This is a genomic window from Brachyspira hampsonii, from assembly GCF_001746205.1.
Classification (GTDB): Bacteria; Spirochaetota; Brachyspiria; order Brachyspirales; family Brachyspiraceae; genus Brachyspira; species Brachyspira hampsonii_B.
Map to the genome: position 1 here is coordinate 53,367 of NZ_MDCO01000015.1, position 23,249 is coordinate 76,615.

19 protein-coding genes and 2 pseudogenes are annotated in these 23,249 nt (G+C 27.7%); 16 read left to right on the top strand and 5 right to left on the bottom strand.

From position 1 onward, the window contains the following. Positions 1 to 333 precede the first annotated feature (333 nt). Entirely contained in the window at positions 334 to 762 is a 429-nt protein-coding gene (locus BFL38_RS14185) for a phage terminase small subunit P27 family (RefSeq protein ID WP_069727648.1), read from the bottom strand. Between the two features lie 322 nt (positions 763 to 1,084). Here BFL38_RS14185 and BFL38_RS14190 point away from each other — a divergent pair, with 322 nt between their 5' ends. From BFL38_RS14190 to BFL38_RS14215, 6 genes are all read left to right on the top strand, one after another. Next, entirely contained in the window at positions 1,085 to 1,252 is a 168-nt protein-coding gene (locus tag BFL38_RS14190; RefSeq protein WP_069727649.1) for a group-specific protein, read from the top strand. 230 nt (positions 1,253 to 1,482) lie between these two features. Further along, the gene (locus BFL38_RS14195; RefSeq protein ID WP_069727650.1) at positions 1,483 to 2,481 is read left to right on the top strand and encodes a hypothetical protein; all 999 of its coding nucleotides are present in this window, start codon (positions 1,483 to 1,485) and stop codon (positions 2,479 to 2,481) included. A 108-nt stretch (positions 2,482 to 2,589) separates the two neighbouring features. After that, positions 2,590 to 3,387, top strand: a complete 798-nt coding sequence (locus BFL38_RS14200) for a PhzF family phenazine biosynthesis protein (RefSeq protein ID WP_069727651.1) — start codon at positions 2,590 to 2,592, stop codon at positions 3,385 to 3,387. A gap of 75 nt (positions 3,388 to 3,462) precedes the next feature. Continuing rightward, a complete protein-coding gene (gene murD / locus BFL38_RS14205) occupies positions 3,463 to 4,878 on the top strand; it encodes a UDP-N-acetylmuramoyl-L-alanine--D-glutamate ligase (RefSeq protein ID WP_069727652.1) in 1,416 nt (471 codons plus the stop codon). Between the two features lie 98 nt (positions 4,879 to 4,976). Then, positions 4,977 to 6,788, top strand: a complete 1,812-nt coding sequence (locus BFL38_RS14210) for an ABC-F family ATP-binding cassette domain-containing protein (protein WP_069727653.1) — start codon at positions 4,977 to 4,979, stop codon at positions 6,786 to 6,788. Positions 6,789 to 6,830: 42 nt separating this feature from the next. Beyond that, complete coding sequence (locus BFL38_RS14215; protein ID WP_069727654.1) at positions 6,831 to 8,411, top strand: amidohydrolase; 1,581 nt, start codon at positions 6,831 to 6,833, stop codon at positions 8,409 to 8,411. A gap of 128 nt (positions 8,412 to 8,539) precedes the next feature. Here the strand turns inward: BFL38_RS14215 and BFL38_RS14220 are convergent, their stop codons facing one another. Genes BFL38_RS14220 through frr form a run of 3 tightly spaced genes read right to left on the bottom strand, consistent with a single transcriptional unit; the run spans position 8,540 to position 10,718 of the window. Next, positions 8,540 to 9,445, bottom strand: a complete 906-nt coding sequence (locus BFL38_RS14220; protein ID WP_069727655.1) for a phosphatidate cytidylyltransferase — start codon at positions 9,443 to 9,445, stop codon at positions 8,540 to 8,542. A gap of 5 nt (positions 9,446 to 9,450) precedes the next feature. Beyond that, the gene (uppS, locus tag BFL38_RS14225) at positions 9,451 to 10,173 is read right to left on the bottom strand and encodes an undecaprenyl pyrophosphate synthase (RefSeq protein ID WP_008729858.1); all 723 of its coding nucleotides are present in this window, start codon (positions 10,171 to 10,173) and stop codon (positions 9,451 to 9,453) included. Then, entirely contained in the window at positions 10,170 to 10,718 is a 549-nt protein-coding gene (gene frr / locus BFL38_RS14230) for a ribosome recycling factor (RefSeq protein ID WP_048594088.1), read from the bottom strand. Before frr ends, uppS begins: the two co-directional genes overlap by 4 nt. 410 nt (positions 10,719 to 11,128) lie before the next feature. Between frr and BFL38_RS14235 the strand changes: the two genes are divergently transcribed. The 9 genes and pseudogenes from BFL38_RS14235 to BFL38_RS15015 all read left to right on the top strand — a co-directional run. Further along, complete coding sequence (locus BFL38_RS14235; RefSeq protein WP_069727656.1) at positions 11,129 to 12,106, top strand: type I phosphomannose isomerase catalytic subunit; 978 nt, start codon at positions 11,129 to 11,131, stop codon at positions 12,104 to 12,106. A 1-nt stretch (position 12,107) separates the two neighbouring features. Beyond that, positions 12,108 to 12,887: an ABC transporter ATP-binding protein gene (locus tag BFL38_RS14240; RefSeq protein ID WP_069727657.1), complete on the top strand. Its 780-nt coding sequence runs from the start codon at positions 12,108 to 12,110 to the stop codon at positions 12,885 to 12,887. 44 nt (positions 12,888 to 12,931) lie between these two features. Continuing rightward, on the top strand, positions 12,932 to 13,714 hold the full coding sequence (locus BFL38_RS14245) for an MlaD family protein (RefSeq protein WP_069727658.1): 783 nt from the start codon (positions 12,932 to 12,934) through the stop codon (positions 13,712 to 13,714). 25 nt (positions 13,715 to 13,739) lie between these two features. Further along, entirely contained in the window at positions 13,740 to 14,633 is an 894-nt protein-coding gene (locus tag BFL38_RS14250) for an inositol monophosphatase family protein (protein WP_069727659.1), read from the top strand. 47 nt (positions 14,634 to 14,680) lie between these two features. Further along, positions 14,681 to 16,093, top strand: a complete 1,413-nt coding sequence (gene atpD / locus BFL38_RS14255) for a F0F1 ATP synthase subunit beta (protein ID WP_069727660.1) — start codon at positions 14,681 to 14,683, stop codon at positions 16,091 to 16,093. A 76-nt stretch (positions 16,094 to 16,169) separates the two neighbouring features. Further along, entirely contained in the window at positions 16,170 to 19,022 is a 2,853-nt protein-coding gene (locus tag BFL38_RS14260; RefSeq protein WP_069727661.1) for a methyl-accepting chemotaxis protein, read from the top strand. A gap of 19 nt (positions 19,023 to 19,041) precedes the next feature. Beyond that, positions 19,042 to 20,253 (top strand): OmpA family protein, encoded by a 1,212-nt coding sequence (locus BFL38_RS14265; protein WP_069727705.1) that lies wholly within the window; start codon positions 19,042 to 19,044, stop codon positions 20,251 to 20,253. A gap of 150 nt (positions 20,254 to 20,403) precedes the next feature. Further along, a complete protein-coding gene (gene obgE, locus BFL38_RS14270) occupies positions 20,404 to 22,446 on the top strand; it encodes a GTPase ObgE (RefSeq protein WP_069727662.1) in 2,043 nt (680 codons plus the stop codon). 37 nt (positions 22,447 to 22,483) lie between these two features. Beyond that, a pseudogene (locus BFL38_RS15015) lies at positions 22,484 to 22,582 on the top strand (Rpn family recombination-promoting nuclease/putative transposase); the annotation flags it as partial. A gap of 103 nt (positions 22,583 to 22,685) precedes the next feature. Here the strand turns inward: BFL38_RS15015 and BFL38_RS14275 are convergent. Then, a complete protein-coding gene (locus BFL38_RS14275) occupies positions 22,686 to 22,952 on the bottom strand; it encodes a hypothetical protein (RefSeq protein ID WP_069727663.1) in 267 nt (88 codons plus the stop codon). A gap of 21 nt (positions 22,953 to 22,973) precedes the next feature. Here BFL38_RS14275 and BFL38_RS14760 point away from each other — a divergent pair. Beyond that, positions 22,974 to 23,231: pseudogene (locus BFL38_RS14760) on the top strand (ankyrin repeat domain-containing protein); the annotation flags it as partial. Positions 23,232 to 23,249 lie beyond the last annotated feature (18 nt).

Genomic DNA, 23,249 nt, shown 5'->3' on the forward strand with positions numbered 1-23,249 from the left:
AATTTCTGCTTTCAATTAATTATTTGATTATAAAAAATAAATTAATATTTTTTTTAGTTTACTTTGAAAATAAAAAAATAATAACTCTTTTAAGCCAATATATAATTTTATGAATATTTGTTTAAGAGCCATAGATATTGCACACTTTTAGTTTAAAAAAAGAAGGTATTCCTTATAATTTAAATTACTACAAATAAAAAAGGAATACCTATGAAACAATATAATACAAATCAGAAAAAAAAGATAGTATTAATTWTTAGCTTCAGCTTGACAGACTGGTAATTCTTTATTTATAACTTTATTGATATATTCTTCATAGGTATACATTTATATTTAACCATTTATCATTTTTTCAAGCGGATCATTCTCTTCTATAGTTTCAGGAATAATAACTTTCTTTTTTGAAGCAGGAGTTAAACCAAACTCAGTAAGCATTTTATGATATGCTGTTATAGCTTTATGATAAGCTAAATATTCGCCCATAGTCTGAGAGTTTTTCCCTTCTAAATATCCAGCTATAGAACCTCCTTCATTAATCATAGCTTGATAAAGATCCATAGCATCGCCGTAATGCAGACATAAAAGTTCAAAAGCAGATAAATCAGCAGGTCCGAGCATATTTTTTTCAGCAAAAATAGGTGCAAGTTCTTCCCATTTTTTTAGAGAATACCCACTAAAATATTCTGGCGGATTTGGTATTATAACGGCTTTTTTGGGCTTATTTTTGGCGTTTTTTGGGGCTTTTTTAGCTTTATCAGGCATTTATACTCCTAATCCTATATTTTAGTTAAAAACCTACACTAATAATAAGTAATATAATATTTTATAAATATATGAATGCGGCAACTCTACATTTTTGTCATAAGAAAAAAATAATTTAGGAGATTTTATGGTTAGAAAAGTCATAATTGGAAACTGTACTTTGATAATTAAAATATAAATACAAAAATATTAATGTTAGTTATAAAAAAGTAAAAAAGAAAAATGAATTATTTTTAACTATAAATAATGAGAGATTGGAGTGTCATCATAATTTAGGTTTTTATATGCAGGCAGTAGAAAATATATTGAATAAGGTTATAAAATGATGGTTTATCAAATAGGTTCTATAAGTTTTGGAATATTTAGTGTTATATGTATTTTTATTAGTATAACATCAAAAAATGATATAGCTAAGGCTTTCTATTTACTTTGTTTCTTTTTATCAAATATTGCTGCTTTACTTTGTGATATAGTAATAAAATTAAATTAGGAGTTATAAAAGTTTATATTCTTTTTATATAAATAAAGACTAAAAATAAGTCTTTAATTTATAAAAAGGTATAAACATGGCTTCTAAAAGCAATAATAAATTAATAGCACAAAACAATAATAAGAGGCTTATAAATAACAATGCTAATCTAATAATAAAAATTTGGGGTGGGCGGGCGGGGTGTATAGACTATTATTGATATTTTTCGTTTTTATTTTATTATAAATACTATGATGGAGAATGCTGTTTTAAATGATAAAAACTTAGAAGAATATTTCTTATTTACTGATGATTTAAAATTAATAAAGTACAATAAAAAAGATAATTCATATAAAGAGTTAAAAAAAATAGAAAATATAAATTCAAAAGAAGAAGTTACAGTTTTAAAATTAATGTACCCTTATATATGTATAACTGAGGAGAAAGGATTAAACTCTGCTGTTGTAAATATAGAAACATTGGATATTATTAATTTACAAAGAGAGGATTACTGTTCTAAATATTCAAGCTATTCTAATGAATTTTGTATTATTAATGATGAAATACATCTTATCACTCAAACTAAATGGAATACTCTTAATATAATAAATTTAAAAACTAAAGAGATTATAACTGATATAAACAGAGATGAAAAAGAGTTTGGTATAGATTATTTTCACAGCAATTTATTAGTATCAAAAGATTATAAACATTTTCTTTCTAATGGGTGGGTATGGAATCCTATTGACTGTATAAGATATTTTAATATTGAAGAGTTTTTAAGGGTATATGAGAAATGCCACACAGATGTTGTTAATAAATATATAAGCGGTTATAATTGGGACAGACCTTTAACTTTTATAGATAATAAAAGATTTGTTTTGGCTTGTGATAATACAAATTTTAATGATGAAGATTTTGTTTATAATCAATTAAGATTTTACAATATAGATGATATAAAAATAGATAATAGTGATGAGTATAGATATTTAGAAAGTTATAAATCTATTAATATTAATTTATTTAGTTTAGATGAAAATAATGAAGTGCATGGTAAGTTATATTTTTATAAGGATAATTTAATAGCTTTGGATTTTAATGAATATTGTATAAATGTTAATAGCTATAATATAAAAAATAATACATTAAAAAATATTGCAGTTATAAATAATAATAATTGCTTTTTTAATGATATGTTTGGGATTATATATTATATTGAAAATGATACTATAAAAGAAATTAATATATAGATTTATTATGTAAACATTAATTTTGATATAATAAAAAATGAATTATTTAAATTTATCATTATTTTGTTATAATTATTCCTTATAAAAATAATTTTTGCGGGGTATAGAATGAATAATTATTCATTTAAACAATATATTACGGATGCATTTACTGATAAAGTCTTTAGAGGAAATCCAGCCGCTATTTGTTTATTAAATAAATGGCTTTCAGATGATATGATGCTTAATATTGCAAAAGAGAATAATCTTTCTGAAACTGCATTTGTATTAGAAAATAATAATTATTATGAACTTAGATGGTTTACTCCGGGCGGCGAAATAGATTTATGCGGACATGCAACTTTGGCATCAGCATATATACTAATGAATATAGTTGATAATAAGTTAAATAATATATCTTTCAAAACTAAAAGCGGAGTCTTAAATGTTATTAAAAATAATGATTTATATGAAATGGACTTTCCAGCTTATGAATTAACAAAAATAGATGTTACAGATGAAATGGAACATGCTATCGGATTTAAACCTTTAGAAGCATATATCGGCAGAGATTTATTATGTGTGCTTGAAAATGAAAATCAAGTTTTTGAGGCAAATATTAATATCGAAAAGGTAAAAAATCTTCAGGGACTTTTATTACATATAACTTCTAAAGGTTCTGAATATGATTGTGTTACAAGAAGTTTTGCTCCTAAATTGAATGTTTATGAAGATCCTGTTTGCGGTTCAGGACATTGTCATGTTGTTCCTTTATGGGCATATAAGTTATGTAAAAAAGATATCTTAGCATTTCAAGCTTCTAAAAGAGGTGGTGTATTATATTGCAGCCTTAATGGAAATCGTGTCAAATTATCAGGAAAAGCTGTATTATATTCTCGTGCTGAAATATATATACCCCAAATTTAAAAATATATTATTTAAATTTATCGTTATTTTGTTATAATAAACTATATATAAAAAATAATTATTTGGTGTGTTAAAATGATTCTCGATTTGAATAAAACATATATAAAAGTCTTAAAAAAACAAAATATTTTGATATTGGGTGCTACTGTAAGAAGCGGAGTAAGTATAGCTAACATATTATATGATATTAATATCAATTTTGATGCTAATATTAAATATGCCTTAAGTGATAGTAAAACAGAAGAAGAACTTAAAGAGAGTATAGAAGAATTAAAAGATAAAAATATTAAATTATTTTTTGGAAATCAGGAAATATCTATTTTAGATGGTATAACTCTTATAATAATTTCCCCGGGTATTCCGCATACTATAGAGATAGTAAAAGAAGCTAAAAGAAGAAAAATAAAAATAATTGGTGAAATTGAGTTTGCATATAATTTTCTTCCTAATAGAAATTATATTGCAGTAACAGGTACTGATGGAAAAACTACTACTGTTACGCTTGTTCATAAAATAATAAGTTCATATAAAAAGGCAAGACTTGTAGGTAATGTCGGAAATACTTTTTCAAAAGAGATTGAAACTATAGAACCAGAAGAAGATATTGTATTGGAGCTTTCTAGTTTTCAATTAGAGACAGTTGAAAAATTTCATGCTCATATAGCTGCTGTATTGAATATTGCCGAAGATCATCTTGACAGGTACAAAGATATAGATGATTATTTTAATACAAAAAAGAAAATAGCTATTAATCAAAATAAAAATGATTTTCTCATACTAAATTATGATAATATTTATACTAATATTTGGTATAATGAACTTCATAATAACTGCAAGATGAAACTTTTAACTTTTTCATTAAAAAGCAAATTTGCAACTATTTATTATAATGAAGAAGATGACTATATATATTATGAGAATGAAAAATTATTTTCTATAGCAAGCAGAAAATTAATAGGTAAACATAATATAGCAAATATATTGGCAGCGGTTTTAATATGTTTAAAAGATAATATACCGCTCGATATAATAGAAAAAATTGTAAATAATTTCAAAGGCATAGAACATAGAGTTGAATTAGTTGCTGAGATAAATGGGGTAAAATATATAAATGATTCAAAAGCCACATCAATGAATTCTGTAATGAGTGCTTTAAAATCTTTTGATAAAGATATTATTCTTATAATGGGCGGCAGAAATAAGAATATAGATTTTACTTCTTTAAATAATATCATAGAAAGCAGAGTAAAAAAATTAATACTTATAGGAGAGGCTGCAGAAGCTCTTAATGAGATGATACATTTTGAGAATAAGATCATTATAAAAGATTTTACAGATGCTTTTTATTATGCTTCAGCAATATCAATAAATGGAGATACTGTTTTACTTTCTCCGGGATGTGCAAGTTTTGATATGTTTAAAAATTATGAAGAGAGGGGAAAATATTTCAAGAGTTTGGTATATAAACTTATAGAAATTTCAAAAGAATAATTAATATAATTATTTCATTTTTATATTTGAATATTTTTTAAAATTATTATAAAATTAATGCTTAATAATAAATAAAAATATTTAATTTAAAATGAAATATGGCCAAAAGTATTATAAATATAGTTAACATATCTAAAAGATTTGTTCATAAAGTTCTGCTTGATAATGTCAATTTGCTTATAGAAGAGAAATCCAAAATAGGCATGATAGGAAGAAACGGAGCAGGCAAAACTACTCTTTTAAAAATCCTTATGGGGCTTGAAGAAGCTGATGACGGAGAGATAATATTTTCTGATGATGTAAAAATAGGATATCTTCGTCAGCAGGGAGATTTTGACGATAATGAGAAGGTAATAGATTATCTTACAAGAGTTACATCAAAAGAATCTTGGAAATGCTCTAAAATAGCCAGCAGATTTGGAATAGATCATATAAAAGTTAATAATAATTTGGGAAGTTTATCAAGCGGATATAGAATGCGTGTAAAACTTGCTGAGATGATGCTTTATGAGCCTAATTTTTTAATACTAGATGAACCTTCAAACTTCTTGGATTTAAATACATTGATAGATTTGGAAAATTTTTTAACAGATTATAACGGAGGTTTTTTAATAGTTTCGCATGATAGAGAATTTCTTAAAACAACATGCGAAAAAACTATAGAAATGGAGAATGGAAAAATAACTTATTTTCCAGGTAATATAGAAGACTATTTTGAATATAAAGAGGAAAAAGAGTATACAATAAAAAAGTATAATAAAAATATAGAGGAGAGAAAAGCACATTTAGAAAGATTTGTTGAAAGATTCAGATATAAAGCTACGAAAGCAAAAGCTGTACAGTCTCGCATAAAGCAGATAGAAAAATTAAAAACTATAGAAATTACTCACCCTGCAAAAAATGTTAGGATAAAACTTCCGGAAGTTCCAGAGAAAAAAGGTTTTGCTCTTATATCTGATGATTTGGCTGTAGGATACGGAGAAAAAATAGTTGCTGAAAGCGGAAGAATAGAAATACCTAGAGGAAGCAGAGTAGCTGTTCTAGGACAAAACGGAGAAGGTAAAACTACTTTTTTAAGAACCATAGCAGGCAGACTTGATCCTGTATCCGGTACTTATAATTATTCTTATGGTATAAAGATAGCATATTTCGGAGAGGATACATATAAAAATGTAACTTCAAATGATACAGTATTATCTTATCTAAAGAAGAATGCCAAACAAGGATTATTGACTCAGGAACTTTTAACTCTTTTGGGAAGTTTTTTATTTTCAGGAGATGATGTTAATAAAGATGTAAAAGTTTTAAGCGGAGGAGAGATGGCTAGGCTTTCACTTCTTGCTGCTATTACACAATGTGCTGATGTGCTTATATTGGATGAGCCTACTAACCATTTAGATTTTGAAACTGTTGAGGCACTTGCTTCTTCTTTAAGAGATTATGGCGGAACAATATTTTTTACTTCGCATGACAGAACTTTTGCTAGTTTGCTTGCTGATACAATTATAGAAGTTAAAGATAAAAAACTTTCTCTTTATTCAGGCGATTATGAAGCTTATGTTTATAGAGTAAGGCTGGAAGCTTTAGAGGAAGAAGAAAAAGAATTAGAGTATCAAAATAAAAGTAATGTTAAAGAAAATAGCGATGATAAAAATGCTAACAATTATGAAGAAAGAAAAAAGATGAGAAATAAACTTTCTAAATGTGAATCTATGCTTAAAAAATATGAGAAGCAGATAGAAGATTATAAAAAAGAAGAGGCGGATATATTAAAATTTTTTGAAACTGCTTCTAGTTATGATGATGATAAAAGTAAGAGATTATTAGAAGTAAAAAAATTGATAGAAGAAACGGAAAATGAATGGCTTTTAACTAATGAAGAGATAGATAATATAAAGGCTGTATTGTAAATAAAAAGAGTATTTATAAATTAAATGAATGGAGGAAGATAAATGAGAATTTTTAAGAATGCCAAAATATACTCTATGGATAAAAATGACAGTATTTATGAGGCTTTAGCTGTTGAAAACGGCAGAATATCATTTGCGGGCACTAATGAAGAAGTATTAAAAAAATATGCAGATGCTGAAGATATTATTGATTTAGAAGGCAGAACTGTTATACCGGGATTTAATGACAGCTGTGTTAATTTTGTAGGTTTTGCCCGTTTTAATACTATGCTTAATTTGAGTAAATGTGAGTCTATAAGAGAAGTTATTGAATTAGCTAAAAATGCTGAAAAATATGAAGGCTGGATTATAGGTTGGGGTTGGAATCAGGATTATTTTGAAGAGAAAAGAATGCTTAATAAGAATGATTTAGACAGCATATCTAGTGAATTTCCTGTAGCCTTTAGAAGGGTATGCGGTGAAATGATAGTTGCAAATAGTAAGGCACTTGAAATTTGCGGTATTACTGAAAAAATGAAATCTGACAGTATAGATTTTGAAAACGGACTTATAAGTTCTAAAGATATGATATTAATTTTATCAAAAATTAAGTCATTAGAAATAGATACTTTAAAATCAATAATATTAGATACTCAGGAAGAATTTTTTAAAATGGGTATAACTTCTGTGCAGACAGATGATTTGAGAAGTTTACCTGATTTTGATTATAGAAAGATTATAGATGCTTATCAAAAACTTCATAGAGAGAAAAAATTAAAAATCAGAGTATGCGAGCAGGCACAGTTTATCAATAAAAAAGATATAGATGATTTTAGAGAATATTATTATTATCAATATATTAATGATGAAAGATTCAAAGTGGCTCGTATAAAACTTATTATAGACGGCGGTATAGGTTCAAGGACTGCATTTTTAAGAGATGATTATAATGATGCTAAAGGTTTCAGAGGTGTTACACAGTATAAACAGGAAGAACTTGATGAATTAGTAGAATATGCTAATAGCTTGGACTATTCTTTGGCTATACAGGCTACGGGAGATGGTGCTATTGATATGGCATTAAATTCAATAGAAAAAATAAAAGATACCAAAGATTTTAAATATAGAAGAAATGGTTTGGTATATGCTCAAATAACAGATAAACAATTATTTGAAAGAATGAAGGAATTGAATGTGGGTATATATTATCAGCCTATATTCCTTCATTATGATATGCATATTGTTGAAAATAGGGTGGGTAAAGAAAAATCTTCTACTTGTTATGCTTATAAAACTGCTAAAGATATGGGAGTACATATTGGATTCGGATCATCAGGACCTGTAGATGATATTAGTGTTATGGAAGGCATACATTGTGCTGTTAATAGAGAGGATTTAAATGGCTGGCCTGAAAATGGATGGATGCCTCAGGAAAAAATTACAGTAAAAGATGCGGTTTATTTATATACTATGGGAAGTGCTTATATGTCTTCTGAAGATAATATTAAAGGTAGCATTGAAGAAGATAAATTAGCTGACTTTGTTGTTCTAGATAGGGATATATTTGAGGTTGACACGAAAGAAATAAAAGATATTAAGATATTAAAAACTATAATTGACGGAGATATAGTTTATAGTGCTTAATATTAATTAATATATAAGTATGAATAAAAAGGATTTAACTATTGAAAGTTGAATCCTTTTTTATTTATTATAAAATTACACAATATTTAGTGAATTGTATATCTGTATTAATTCTGATTCATTCTTATTTATTGTATTAATAGAAATACATAGTATGATATTGGGGCAGTAAGTATTACACTATCGAATATGTCGAATACTCCTCCATGTCCTGGAAATAACTTACTTGAGTCTTTAGTGTCATACATTCTTTTTATTAAACTTTCACCCATATCACCTAAAAAGCCTGTAAATGTGAATATTACAGTTAATAACATTAATTGGAGAAAAGAGAAATTAGGCATATTTTTTCCAAGTAAAAAAGATAAATATCCTTTTGAATATAAGAAATAATATAGTATTGAAAGCGGTATAGTAAATATAAACATACCGAGTAAGCCTTCATAACTTTTATTTGGAGAAGCACTATTTGATAATTTGTGCTTTCCAAATTTTCTTCCTACAATATATCCTCCTGTATCGCTGAACCAAGCACATAATAAAATGAATACTATATAATATTTTCCGCTAGGCATAAAACGCATAAGTGATATATGCCATACTCCTAAGCCAACATATATAAAGCAGAAAACAGCAGTTAATATAGCCCTTCCTTTTTCTTCAAATGTGGATACATGAACTTTAAACATATTAATGATAAATAGTGTAGCTATCAAAGCAAAAACCATTACCAATGATAAATCCATAGAAGGATGTTTAGTTTCTACTATTTTGTAAAGATTGGAGAAATCGCCTTTAAATACATTTACATCGCATATAGTTATAATATAACCTAATACCATAGCTATCATAGTTGTTATTACAGTTCTCAAATTTTTTTGCCTATGAACTTTAGCCATGTAGAATATTTCTGATGCACTTAAAATAGATATAGATAATATAGCCAAATGAAATAAATATATAACTTTATCATAAAACATTATAATAAGAAATAATGGCAATGTTAAACATACAGATATAAGTCTTTTCTTCATAATTTTTATAGACCTCCATATCTTCTATTTCTATTTGAGTATTCTTCTATAGCCTTTTTGAAATATTCTTTAGAAAAGTCCGGCCATAATATATCTGTAAAGTATAATTCGCTATATGATGCCTGATACATTAAAAAATTACTTAATCTGTATTCTCCTGAAGTTCTTATCAAAAGATCCGGATCGGGTATTTCTTTTGTATACAGGTAATTTTGAATAAAGTTTTCATCAATATTTTCTATGTCTATTTTATTATTTTTAGCATCATAGCATATATTTTTTAAAGCATTTTTTAATTCATCTCTGAAGCCGTAATTTAAAGCTAATATAACAGTTAGTATTGGATTTTTACATTTTTCAAGAGTTTCTTTTTCTGTTTCTTCTATTGTTTCTATAGTATCTTTTGGAAATGCTGTAATATCGCCTATATGTTTTACTAAAATATTGTTTGAAATAAGTCTTTTAATTTCTTTTTTGTAGAATTCTTTTAATAATTTAAATAATGCTTTTTTTTCTTCCTCAGGTCTTTTCCAATTTTCTGTGGAGAACGCATATAAAGTTAAATATTTTATATTTAATTCACAGCATGCTTCTACTATATTAATTACATTTTCGCTTCCAGCTCTATGTCCAAAACTTCTGCTTTTATGATGAGATTTAGCCCATCTCCCATTGCCATCCATGATTATAGCCACATGTACAGGTATATTCGGCTCATCAGTAATCATATAGTATCTAATTCTTTTTCTTTTGTAGTAATCATTTCATCTATTTTTTTTATATATGAATCTGTATCATTCTGTATTTTCTTCTCCTGAGATTTTGATTCATCTTCAGTAATAGTTTTATCTTTTAATTCTTTTTTTATTTTATCATTTTCATCTCTTCTTATATTTCGTACAGCTATTTTAGCTTCTTCACCTCTATGTCTTACCCCTTTCTTAAGCTCTTCTCTTCTTTCTTTAGTAAGTTCCGGCACTACTATTCTTATATTTCCGCCGTCATTGAAAGGATTAAAACCTAAATCGGCTTTTAATATAGCTTTTTCTATGTCGCTTACTAAACCTTTATCGAATGGCTGTATCATAATAGTTCTTGAATCTGGGGTAGAAACATTTCCTACTTGTTTTAGTGGCATACTGCTTCCATAAGCCTCTACTTTTACTCCGTCCAATATAGAAGCGTTAGCTCTTCCTGTTCTTATACCTTTTAAATCATTTTGTAAACTTGAAACCGCTTTTTCCATTCTATCTTTATATGATTCTTTTGACATAGATAAAAAACCTCTTTTATTTAAAATAATTATCTTTGTAAGATTATAATTTAATATAATACTATTGTCAAGTTAATTATTTATTCATTAATTTTACAAACTTTTTATAAATTATATGTTTTAGTAAGATTTATAAAAAACTTGTAAAATTTTTTATTATATAATAATATATATAAAAAATTGCAGATTAATTAATTTTGTAGAATTATCTTTACTAAAAATGTATATGTATTTTATACAGATTTTGTGAAATATATCTATAAATTTAATAATGTTTTAATAAGAGTAAATTATTTATGTGATGATTTGCTTTTTTATAACAAATTAAAAATTATAACTAATAGTTTGATAAAAAAATATTTTAGATTATAATGTGTTGAATTATTTATTTTATCTTATATAATTGAACTATGTATTTATTAGAATTTAAAGAAATAGAAAAAGAAGTTATTTGGGGCGGTAATTATCTTGCTTCTGTATATTCAAAACCATTTGATAAAAATAAGACTATAGGCGAAAGTTGGGAAATTTGTGATTTGCCTAATGACAATAATATTGTATCCAATGGAGAGTTAAAAGGAAAAACTCTATCTTATTTGGTAAAAGAATACAGATTTGAACTTTTGGGAACAAAGTGTAAGGATAATTATTTCCCATTACTTATAAAATTAATTGATGCAAAAGACAAATTATCAATACAAGTTCACCCAGATGAAGAATATGCCAATAAAAGACATAATAAACATGGTAAAAATGAAATGTGGTATGTTATGGAAACTTACGGCGATGCCAAGCTTCTTATTGGACTTAAAGAAAATATTTCAAAAGAAGATTTAATAAAATCTTTTAATAATAATGAAAATATAGAGGGTATGTTCAATTATTTTGATATAAAAAAAGGAGATGCTTTTTATATACCTAGCGGCTGTATACATGCCATACTTGGTAATGTTGTTATAGCGGAGATACAAACACCTAGTGATGTAACATATAGGCTTTATGATTGGAATAGAGTTGATAAGAACGGAAAATTTAGAGAACTTCATATAGAAGATTCATTTAATGTTATAAAAGATATTAATGCTTTCGATTTGAAATCTGATAAAAAAAATCGTTTAAAAAATGAAAAATTGGAAATTAATATAGTATTTTCTAATGATTATTTTACAGCAGAAGAATATATTATAAATGGAGATTATTCTTCAAAAACCAGCAAAGAAAGTTTTGAATTAATTATCGTTATTGAAGGAAATGGTTCTATAGAATCTGATATTCCAAATAATATTATTAAACTTAATATCGGAAAAACAGTTTTGATTCCTGCTAGTTTGGGAAATTATTTTATTAAAACAGATGGTATTATAAAAATTTTGAGGGTAACTTTATAATATGGGTGATATAATAGAATTAAAGGATGTACATAAGAGCTTCGGTACTCAGAAGGTTCTTAATGGTGTTAATCTTAAAGTTAACAGAGGTGAAACCTTATCGGTTATAGGAAATTCCGGATGCGGTAAAAGCGTTCTTATAAAGCATTTAATGGGATTGCTTCAGCCGGACAGCGGTACTATATTAGTAGACGGACAGGATATTAATAAAATTTCTGATAATGAACTTACAGAAGTAAGAAAAAAATTTGCTATGGTATTTCAAGGGGCTGCTTTATTTGATTCATTAAATGTGTATGAAAATGTTAGTTTCGGACTTAGAAGAATAAAGAAAGATATTCCTGAAGAAAGAATAAGGGTAAAAGTTGCAGAAGTTCTTGAAATGGTTGGAATGCCTAATATAGAACATAAAATGCCTTCAGAACTTTCCGGAGGAATGAAAAAACGTGTAGGATTGGCTAGGGCTATAGCAATGGATCCTGAAATACTGCTTTATGATGAACCTACAACAGGTTTAGATCCGGTTATGTCTAGGGTTATAGATGATTTAATAGTAAAGATGCAGTCTATTCTTAATGTTACTAGTATAGTTATTACGCATGATATGACTAGTGTATTCAGAATGTCTGATAGAGTTGTTATGCTCTATAAAGGACAAATTATAGAGGGAGGAGATCCGGATCATTTGCATGAGACAGATAATCCTCATTTGAAATTTTTCTTTATGAGCAGTATAGCAAAAAAAGGAGAGGATATAGAGAGTATTAGACCAAAGGATTAATATATTTCTATATAAATAAAATATAATTTTAGGATAGGAAAATTATGAAAAATAAAATTAAATTAGGTGTATTTTTTATTGCTACATTTATTATATTTGTAGGAGCTATAATATTATTGGGCAAGATAAAACTTAAGGGTGATGGATATAGGCTATATGTAGATTATGTTTTTATAGGTGATTTACAGGAAAATGGTAAGGTTTCATATAGAGGCGGCGGAATTCAAATAGGCTTTATCGAAAAAATAGCTATAAATCCTGATGGTACTATTAGAGTAACTTTATTTATTACAGATAAAAATGTTATAATTCCGGTAGGGACTAGATTCTCTATACAAACCGTTGGTTTAGGACTTGGAGAAAAATATATAATGGTATCTCCTCCTGCCATAAACACAACCGGTATGACTAGTATGGCACCTAATACAATAGTAAAAGGTGTAGAGCCGTTTAGTATAGAAACTACATTAGGATCTATAGGAGATATAGGTAAGGATTTAAACTTCCAAGAATTATCAGCAGTTGTAAGTAATCTTTCTCAAACTATAAATTTGATATCAGCTGTTATAGTTGATAATCAAACTAATATTAATGATTCTATATCAAATGTAAGTGCTACTTTATCTTATGTAAATAATATTGCCAGAGATTTATCTTATGTTATAAATGATGTGGAGAAAGGAAAAGGTACTATAGGAGCGATAATGAAAGATCCTCAGATACATACTAATTTTAATGAAATAGTTGATAATTTAAGAGTATTTAGTGAAAAAATAAAAGATAATCCTTCTCTTTTGCTTTTTAGAGAACCAGAAACTAAAAAATAGATTAAAGAATTTATTGGAGGTTAATATGTTAGATAATATTGTAGATATTTTTAGAAATGTTTTTTCTAGTAAAAAGAAAAATTCAAATTTTTCTGAGTATGATAACATATTGGATGAAATAAAGCATCTCCCTAAATCAAAATTAAATAAGTGTCTGAAAGATGCTGAGCGTATAGCAATTAAAGCAGGTAAATATTCTTTAAAATATTTCGGATGTCCAAAAAAAGTTTCAAAGAAAGGTAAAACTGATTTATTTACTGAAGTAGATTTACAAAATGAAAAGAAGATAAAAGAATATTTATTAAAATGCTATCCTAAATTTGGTTTTTATGGAGAAGAATCTAAAGATAATAACAGTAAAAAATTTACTTGGATAGTTGATCCTATAGACGGTACAAGCAATTTTATACATGGTTATCCTTTTTACTGTGTATCAATAGGGCTTGCTTACAAGGGAATACCTATATTAGGTGTAGTATATGCCCCTTTGACTAATACAGTTTATAAGGCTCATATAAAATCAAAAGCATATAAAAATAATAAAGTTATAAAAGTAAGCAGCAGTAATAAACTTATAGAATCCATTATAATAACAGGATTTTATTATAATGTTAATGTTGATGATGATTTTCTTCATGATAGAATGGTAGATTTTGCTAATATGGTAAAAAGCTCCTTAGCTGTAAGAAGAGATGGTTCTGCAGCACTTGATATATGCATGGTTGCTGAGGGAGCAGCTGATGGATTTTTTGAGTATGGACTTTCACCTTGGGATATATGTGCCGGTACTATTATATTGAAACGGGCAGGAGGCACAGTAAGCAACATAAATATGGAAGAATATGATATATTTTCTAAAGAACAATATATAGCAAGTAATAAAAAAATTCATAAAGAAATGGTTAAAGTACTTGAATAAGTTATTAATAGATATAAAATATATAAAAAAAAATTAAGGAATGTTTTATGGTAGAAGGAAAAAGAGGAAAAGTTATTCAGGTTGTAGGTTCTACCTTGGATGCTGAGTTTGAAGAAGGACATCTTCCAGCTATATTGAATGCCCTTTATATAGATAAAGAAATAGAAGGTGTTCAAAGACATATAATTTGCGAAGTACAGCAGCATTTAGGCGGAGGGAGAGTAAGAGCTATATCTTTAGAATCTACAGATGGTATATCAAGAGGAGATGATATATTTGATACCGGTAATCATATAATGGTACCGGTTGGAACAGAAACTATAGGAAGGATATTTAATGTATTGGGACAGACTGTAGATAAAGGGGAACCTATAGCTGCCAAAGAATACAGGTCTATACATGCTTCGCCTCCTAAATTTGAGACATTAGAGCCTAAACTTGAAATATTTGAAACAGGTATTAAAGTTATAGATTTGCTTGCCCCTTATATTAAAGGCGGTAAAACAGGTCTTTTCGGAGGGGCAGGTGTAGGAAAAACAGTTCTCATAATGGAGCTTATACATAATATAGCAAGTGAGCATGGAGGTTATTCTGTGTTTGCAGGTGTAGGTGAGAGAACTAGAGAAGGAAATGATCTATGGTCAGAGATGAAAGAATCCGGCGTTATTAATAAGACTTGTCTTGTTTATGGTCAGATGAATGAACCTCCGGGAGCAAGACTTAGAGTTGCTTTATCAGCTTTGACTATGGCTGAATATTTCAGAGATTCTGCAGGTTTAGATGTATTATTATTTATAGATAATATATTCAGATTTACTCAGGCAGGAAGTGAAGTATCAGCACTACTTGGCCGTATGCCTTCAGCAGTTGGATATCAGCCTACTTTGGCAACAGAAATGGGAGCATTACAGGAAAGAATAACATCTACTAAAAATGGCTCTATTACTTCAATACAGGCAGTTTATGTACCTGCAGATGACCTTACAGATCCGGCACCTGCTACAGCATTTACTCACCTTGATGCTACTACTGTATTATCAAGAGAGGTTAGTGAAAAAGGTATTTATCCTGCAGTAGACCCTTTAGCTTCTACAAGCAGAATATTGGATCCTAACATATTAGGTCAGGAACATTATGATGTAGCAAGAAAAGTACAGCATATATTACAAAGATATAAAGATTTACAGGACATTATTGCTATACTTGGTGCAGATGAACTTTCAGAAGATGATAAATTAATAGTATCAAGGGCAAGAAAAATTGAACAGTTTTTGAGTCAGCCTTTCTTTGTAGGGGAGCAATTTACAGGACTTCAAGGAAGATATGTAAAACTAGAAGATACTATAAGAAGTTTTAAAGGTATATGTAACGGAGATTATGATGATTTACCTGATCAGGCATTTAGATTTGTAGGTTCTATAGAGGAGGCAGTTTCTAAAGCTAAAACTATGTCTAATTAATGATATTATTTCTAAATAATAATAGTATTATACCGATAAGTTTAATAGTATAAAAATATTTTATAGGTTGTATAATATGCTTTTTCAAGTAAATGAAGATAGATTAAAAAAAAGATTAAAATTTTATATACCGATTGGATTTCTTATAGTAGCTGCAGTTTCAGTTGGTTCATATTCGGTTTTATTGAAAACAATTTATCAGCTTTCAAGTTCATTAAGAGGGTATATATATATATTTATAGTCTTTTTAGCTTTATCTATAGCTGTAAGTATGTTTTTTGATTGTCTAAAGGTGGAAAGAGGAAAATCCATACCTTTAGGAAAAATATATGTAATAAAATCTGGTATTGCTGTAATTTTAGTAGCAATTATTTCGTACGCTATATACATATTGGATGGAAGCATTACTTTATTTGAAATATTTAATATACGGTTTATAATGGTTGTATTTTTAATTAGTATGGCTATGTCCGTAGCTTCTATAATCTTTAATATCTTAGTAAGACCATTATACAAAAAAACAGGAAAAAGAGAATATTATCTTCCTATGATATATAATTTCTTGCCGGTATCAATGGCTATAGTAATATTTATAGTTACTTTAATTAATGGTATGCATTACAGATCTGAAATAATTTATGACAGAGAATATGATATTACATTGAAAAAAAGTTATGCTAATGACTTTATTAATAATATTTCAGATTCAATAGGAAAATATGTTACAATATCTGATAATATAATAGCATACATGAATATGATATATAGAAATAATTATACTTTAAATGATTATGCTGATTTATTATCTATTTATTTAAGCACTAGATATGCTAATGATAATAATATTTCATCTATATATATACATTTAGTTGATCTTGAAAATGTCAATATTAATATTAATACTAATGGAATTAATAATTTATCTATAAATTGGGAATACGACATAAATAATTTAGCCAATATTAATACAAATGTAAGACCAAATTTAGATGCTAATTATTCCTCTAAATTATCTTCAGAAACTAATTTTTTGATAGATATAACTCCTAATGCAGATACTTTTTATATATATAATCCTATTCTACTTAACAATAGAAATGTAGGATTTGTCACTTTGGAGATAAAAAGTTCTGTATATTTAGATGTATTTTCAAATGATGAGATTAATAAAAATTTGAATATATTTTTAACAGATGATCTATATAATATCAAAGCATCTAATAATCCTTCATTAATAGGTAATCTTCAAAGATATTTAAGCGGAAGTTCTTTTGGAATAGAAATAAAAAATAGTCAGCCTGATAACTATGGAAGCAGTATAGTAAATTTGAATGTTATTTCTTTTAAAGATTCTAACATAGTTGCTGTAAAATATGCTCTGTTTAATAATTTAAATGTTATAAATATGTGGGAGCATAATATTGCTTATGAAAATCAATTATTCAGAAATACCATAATAAAGGCTTCTATAGCAATATATATAGGTCTATTTGCATTTTTATTAGTAATATTAGCTTTAATACTTTCTTTGAGAAAAACTTTAGTATTTGCTAAAAATGTGTCAGAAGGGCTAAGCGAAGGTGAAGGTGATTTAACAATCAGACTTCCTGTTATTAGTAATAATGAAACAGGAGAATTAGTGCATTCTTTTAATAAGTTTTTAGATAAAGTAAAAAATATTATAGTAAGTGTTAAAAATAATGCTTATACTTTAACCGGAAATATTCAGAACATGAGAGCTTCTATTAGTATAAGTATTAGTGATTTTAATACTATTTATAAAGAGTTTGAAACAGAATTAGCTAATTCTAATAAGATAGCAGAATCTTCGGCTAATGCTGCTAGAGTAAGTTTTATGCAGCGAACTAGGTTTACAGCAGTGAATGAAACAGTACAGTTATTATTAGATAATATTAATGATATTAATAATAAAATGAAGCAGCAGTCAGAGGCGGTAGCTAAGACTAGCAGTTCGGTGCAGCAAATGATGGCTAATATTGTAACAGTAAGCCATGGAGCAACTAAAGCAAATGATTATGCTAAAATTCTATATACAGAAGCACAAGATGGAAGTAATATAGGAGAGTCAGTAGTAGATTCTATACAAAGCATTAAAGAATATTCTAAACAGATAACCAATATTACACAGGTAATACATAATATAGCAGAACAGACAAACCTTTTAGCAATGAATGCTGCTATAGAAGCTGCTCATGCTGGAGAGCATGGACGAGGATTTACGGTTGTAGCTGATAAGATTAGAAAATTGGCAGAAGATACAGGTGAGAACTCTAAAATTATTAATGATATAATTGAAGAAACAACACAGGCTATAGATCATACAGTATCTTTAGCATTTAAAAGTTCTGAGTCTATGGAAAAGATTTTGGAAGGCTCTAATACTCTTGCTGATTTAATATCTACAATATCAGGTGCTAATGATGAACTTGATATAGGAAGACGAGAGATATTGATGAATATTAGCAACTTGAATAATATTACAGAAGATGTACAGGAACTTTCTCTTAAACAAATGCAGATGAGTTCAGCGGTAAGTCAGAATATTTCTAGTGTAGATAAATTAGCGGAAGATGTAGTTAATGTAGTAAATACAGCTGAAAATGAGATGAAAGAGTTAGTAAATTCAATAGAAAATGTATCTAATTTGTCTAGCACCAGCAGTCATAATATGGAGACAATGGATAAAAGAATTAAAGAATTGCAATATATATTTTTGCAGCTTTATAAATTAGTAATTTCTTTCAAAACAGAAAAAACTGAAGAGGATATAGAAAAAGAGAAGATTAAGACTGTTAAAGTAGATAGAAAAAGACTTAAATTAGAACGCAAAGCAGAGAAAGAGAGAATTAAAGAGGAAAAGAGAAGAATAAAAGAATTAAGAAAAGAAAGTGCTAAAAGTAAAAAATAATTTATTGAATATTTATTTTATGAAAAGAGTTAGTTTATTTGTTTTTATATTTTCTATTTTAATTTTTAATATTTTAAATTGTGAAATAACTCATAGATTCTATTGGAATTTAGAAAAAGGAAAAAGAATAGAATCAGTTAAAACCGCTGATGTAGAATATTATGAAAATGGTATATTAACAAGCACATACAAAGAAAGAAATATTGTTGATTTAACTGTTATTGCCATAGCTCCTAAGGGAGGATATAGAGTAAGCGGAGTATTTAAAATATTTAGAATGATGAAAGGAGATAAAGTTTTTCATCTCGATGAAGAATATACAAGCGATTTTATAATTCATACTAATGGGAAATTTGAAGTTCCATATAATTATTTTATGCCTAATGTAAGACATGTACCTACTTTTCCTGATAATGAAATAAAACTTACTGAATCATGGAATAGAGAGTCTATAGAAATTGTTAAAGTAAATAATGCTCCTAATTTAACAATGGCATTATCTTCAGATTATTTATTTGCAAATGTTGAGACTAATGATGATGGAAGCAGAAATGCTGTTATACAATATCATATTATGACTGATAAAGATTTACTTCAGGCAGGACTTTCAAGAAAAGGTTATCCAGAAAGAATATACGGCTTTAATTACGGTACATTTCTTTGGGATATGGAAAAAAATATTCCTGTATCTCAGCAGGAAAGATATCAGATATTATTTGGTTACGGAAAAGAATTGTCTTATGCTAGTTTGCAGTATAAGATGAATATTATAAGTACATACAAAATTTATGATACAATAACAAAAGAAGAAGAAGATTATAATAGAAAAAAACTTGAAGATAATCTTTATAATGATGATAATGTTACTATAGATACAGTACCTGAAGGTTTAGTATTAAGACTTGGTGAGATTCTTTTTGATACTGATTCTTATACTTTAAAACCAGAAGCAAAAACTACTATAGACAATATTATTAAAGCAATCAAAGAAACTTATCCTGATAGAGAAATTATAGTAGAGGGACATACTGATAATACAGGAAGAAAAGAGTATAATCAGGAATTATCTGAAAAAAGAGCAAAATCAGTTGCTGACTATATATTGCCTAATCTTGAACATGATAAATTATCTTATAAGGGTTTTGCCGATGATGATCCTATAGCTTCTAATGATACAGCAGATGGAAGAAGAAAAAACAGAAGAGTTGATATTATAATCAAATTAAGATAATTAATATTTTTATATATTTCAAAATATAGCATCATTCTATTTTTGTTAATAAATAATATATTTATTAGCATTGCTAAAATGTTTTTTTATAATATAATAAATAATTCTTATAAATAAAATAACAATTAAACTATACAAGGTAATAAGAAAATGGATCAATTTATAGATGTAGTAAGTTTTTATATAGAAGCAGGACATGGAGGAGCGGGAAGTGTAAGTTTCAGAAGAGAAGCACATGTACCTATGGGAGGTCCTGATGGAGGAAATGGAGGAGACGGCGGCGATGTTATAGTAAGAGTTGATGCTAGAATAAACAGTTTTGGTAAAATAAAAAGCAGGAAGAGATTTAGAGCCAGAGACGGAGAGCCCGGAAGAGCTAGGCTAAGCGACGGTAAAAGAGGTGATGATGTAGTTATAAGGGTTCCTATAGGCACAGTTATTTACGATGAAGATACAAATAATATATTGGCTGATCTGCTTGAAGATGGACAGAGCTATACTGTTGCAAGAGGCGGCAAGGGTGGTAAAGGAAATAAATTTTATGCCACCGCTACGAATCAGGCACCAGATTATGCACAGCATGGTTTGGACGGTGAAAAACTCAATATAAGGCTTGAAGTAAAATTAATTGCTGATATTGGGCTTGTAGGTATGCCTAATGCCGGTAAATCTAGTTTGCTTGCAAGACTTACAAGAGCCAATCCTAAAATCGCATCATATCCTTTTACTACCTTAACTCCTAATTTGGGGGTGTGCTATTTAGATTATGAAAGAAGTTTTGTTATTGCTGATATACCGGGTATTATTGAAGGAGCAAGCGAAGGGGCTGGACTTGGTCTTACTTTTTTAAGACATATTGAAAGAACAGGAGCTTTATGTTTTGTTATAGATTTAACCGATGAAGATGTAGCAGATACTTATAAAAAGTTAAGAAATGAATTAAAACAGTACAGTAAAGAATTAATAAAGAAAAAGTCTATTATTGTACTAAATAAAACTGATATGCTTGAAAAAGATGAGATAAAAGAAAAGATAAAATCTATAGAGAAAGCCGTAAAAAAAGAGTATAAAAATAACAAAGAAACTCATTATGAAGAGCCGGAGATATTTGCTTTATCCGTATTTAGTTTGGAGGGAGATATGCTTGATAAGGTAATAAATGCATTTTATAAAGCTAATGAAGAGAGATATGATAATACAGCCAAACAAACAAAAGAGCCTTTACTTCTTAATCAAGATAAAAATAAATCAAAACTTAAAACCAAAAGAGTATTCGGACCTGTTATGTCAAAGAGACTAGGCAATTCTTTGGGAATAGATGTTATACCTCATAAGACTTGCAGTTATAACTGCATATATTGTCAATTAGGTTCTGAAGAAAATACTAGAACTTCTCTTCACAATTTTTATTCTGTTGATGAGATAATTTATGAATTAAAAGAGGCTTTGCTTAATAATAAAAATATTGACTATATAACTTTTGCAGGTTCTGGAGAGCCTACTTTATATAAAGATTTAAAAAAACTTATTTATGAAATAAAACAGATAACTGATATTCCAATATGTATTATAACTAATGGTTCTTTGCTATATAAACAGGAAATGCGTTCTGATTTGCTTATGGCTGATTTGGTAATACCTTCGCTTGATGCTGGAAATATTGATACTTTTAAGATAATAGATCAGCCTAATAAAGAAATTGATTTTGATAAAATGGTTAATGGACTTATAGAGTTTAGAAGAGTTTTTAAAGGAGAGTATTGGCTTGAGGTATTTTTGCTTAAAGGCATTAATGACAGCAAAGAAGAACTCGATGATATAATAAAAATAGTAAACAAAATAAAACCAGATAAAGTTCAGCTTGTTACAGCTACTAGAAGAACAGCCGATGAAAAAGCTAAGGCATTGAATGATGAAGAGTTAGAAAAGGTGAAAAAATATTTTAACGCTAACTGCAATATTGAAATAGATGTTCCTAGTGTATCTGATAATGCCAAGGGAAATGTAAAAAAAATTACTGAAGAAGATATAATAAATTTATTAATAAGACACCCTGATACTTCTCGTATGATAGCGGTAAGTTTTAATGAAGATGAAAATAGAGTAGAGGAATTATTAAAAAAATTAATAGAAAGCGGAAAAGTAAGAGAAGAGATAGTTAATGGTGTAGTTTCTTATGCTGCTAATATTTGATATAGACAAAACAAATTATTTTTAGTATAATAAAATTATGAAAGAAATTAACAGGCTTAATGATTTATTTGTACGATACCTAATCGGTACTGAAGGTGATGAAGATATATTAGAANATATTGTTAATGCTGTAATAACAAAAAATATAAGTGATTATAAGTTTTTATTTGAATAGTTATAAACTTAATTAAAAATATGCACGGTAAAAAATAAGAAAATAAATTTGGTTTTAAATAATATCAATCCTTTATATCAATACTATAATCTTTTAAAGTATTAAGTATTAAAAGCATTGACAGTTCATCTTGATTTGTTAATTCGCCTGCAGTTTTTAAGAACTCAAATACATTTTCTCTAGGCACTCCTGCAGAAAGTGATTGATATAAGGCAGGTACTACTTCTTCAGGAACTTTTCCAAGTTCTTTAGAAAAAGCCAAAGTTTCCTGCTTTAAAGATTCAAAACCTTCATTGCTTAATTTAGGAAGAAGCGTAAGAACTTCACGCATTCCATTATCAAAATCAGTAGCTTATTAGTTGAAAACGGTGCTGATGTAAACTTTTATAAAGGAGGAAGTACTGCTTTAATATTAGCATGTAAACCTAGTTTGGAAATAAATATAGACGTAATAAAATATTTAGTTTCAAAAAATGCTGATATAAATGCCCAAGATAATGAAGGATACACAGCTTTAAACAAAACTCTTACTACTATGCCAGACTTTGAAATAGCTCATTTTTTAATAGAGCAAGGTGCTGATGTAAACATAAAGAATAAACGAGAATATGGTATGGCAGAGCGGAGG

Excerpts from the sequence above, each read along its gene's own strand:
- BFL38_RS14185 (WP_069727648.1), bottom strand. The coding sequence starts at position 762 with ATGCCTGATAAAGCTAAAAAAGCCCCAAAAAACGCCAAAAATAAGCCC.
- BFL38_RS14190 (WP_069727649.1), top strand. The coding sequence starts at position 1,085 with ATGATGGTTTATCAAATAGGTTCTATAAGTTTTGGAATATTTAGTGTT.
- BFL38_RS14195 (WP_069727650.1), top strand. The coding sequence starts at position 1,483 with ATGATGGAGAATGCTGTTTTAAATGATAAAAACTTAGAAGAATATTTC.
- BFL38_RS14200 (WP_069727651.1), top strand. The coding sequence starts at position 2,590 with ATGAATAATTATTCATTTAAACAATATATTACGGATGCATTTACTGAT.
- murD (WP_069727652.1), top strand. The coding sequence starts at position 3,463 with ATGATTCTCGATTTGAATAAAACATATATAAAAGTCTTAAAAAAACAA.
- BFL38_RS14210 (WP_069727653.1), top strand. The coding sequence starts at position 4,977 with ATGGCCAAAAGTATTATAAATATAGTTAACATATCTAAAAGATTTGTT.
- BFL38_RS14215 (WP_069727654.1), top strand. The coding sequence starts at position 6,831 with ATGAGAATTTTTAAGAATGCCAAAATATACTCTATGGATAAAAATGAC.
- BFL38_RS14220 (WP_069727655.1), bottom strand. The coding sequence starts at position 9,445 with ATGAAGAAAAGACTTATATCTGTATGTTTAACATTGCCATTATTTCTT.
- uppS (WP_008729858.1), bottom strand. The coding sequence starts at position 10,173 with ATGATTACTGATGAGCCGAATATACCTGTACATGTGGCTATAATCATG.
- frr (WP_048594088.1), bottom strand. The coding sequence starts at position 10,718 with ATGTCAAAAGAATCATATAAAGATAGAATGGAAAAAGCGGTTTCAAGT.
- BFL38_RS14235 (WP_069727656.1), top strand. The coding sequence starts at position 11,129 with ATGTATTTATTAGAATTTAAAGAAATAGAAAAAGAAGTTATTTGGGGC.
- BFL38_RS14240 (WP_069727657.1), top strand. The coding sequence starts at position 12,108 with ATGGGTGATATAATAGAATTAAAGGATGTACATAAGAGCTTCGGTACT.
- BFL38_RS14245 (WP_069727658.1), top strand. The coding sequence starts at position 12,932 with ATGAAAAATAAAATTAAATTAGGTGTATTTTTTATTGCTACATTTATT.
- BFL38_RS14250 (WP_069727659.1), top strand. The coding sequence starts at position 13,740 with ATGTTAGATAATATTGTAGATATTTTTAGAAATGTTTTTTCTAGTAAA.
- atpD (WP_069727660.1), top strand. The coding sequence starts at position 14,681 with ATGGTAGAAGGAAAAAGAGGAAAAGTTATTCAGGTTGTAGGTTCTACC.
- BFL38_RS14260 (WP_069727661.1), top strand. The coding sequence starts at position 16,170 with ATGCTTTTTCAAGTAAATGAAGATAGATTAAAAAAAAGATTAAAATTT.
- BFL38_RS14265 (WP_069727705.1), top strand. The coding sequence starts at position 19,042 with ATGAAAAGAGTTAGTTTATTTGTTTTTATATTTTCTATTTTAATTTTT.
- obgE (WP_069727662.1), top strand. The coding sequence starts at position 20,404 with ATGGATCAATTTATAGATGTAGTAAGTTTTTATATAGAAGCAGGACAT.
- BFL38_RS14275 (WP_069727663.1), bottom strand. The coding sequence starts at position 22,952 with ATGCGTGAAGTTCTTACGCTTCTTCCTAAATTAAGCAATGAAGGTTTT.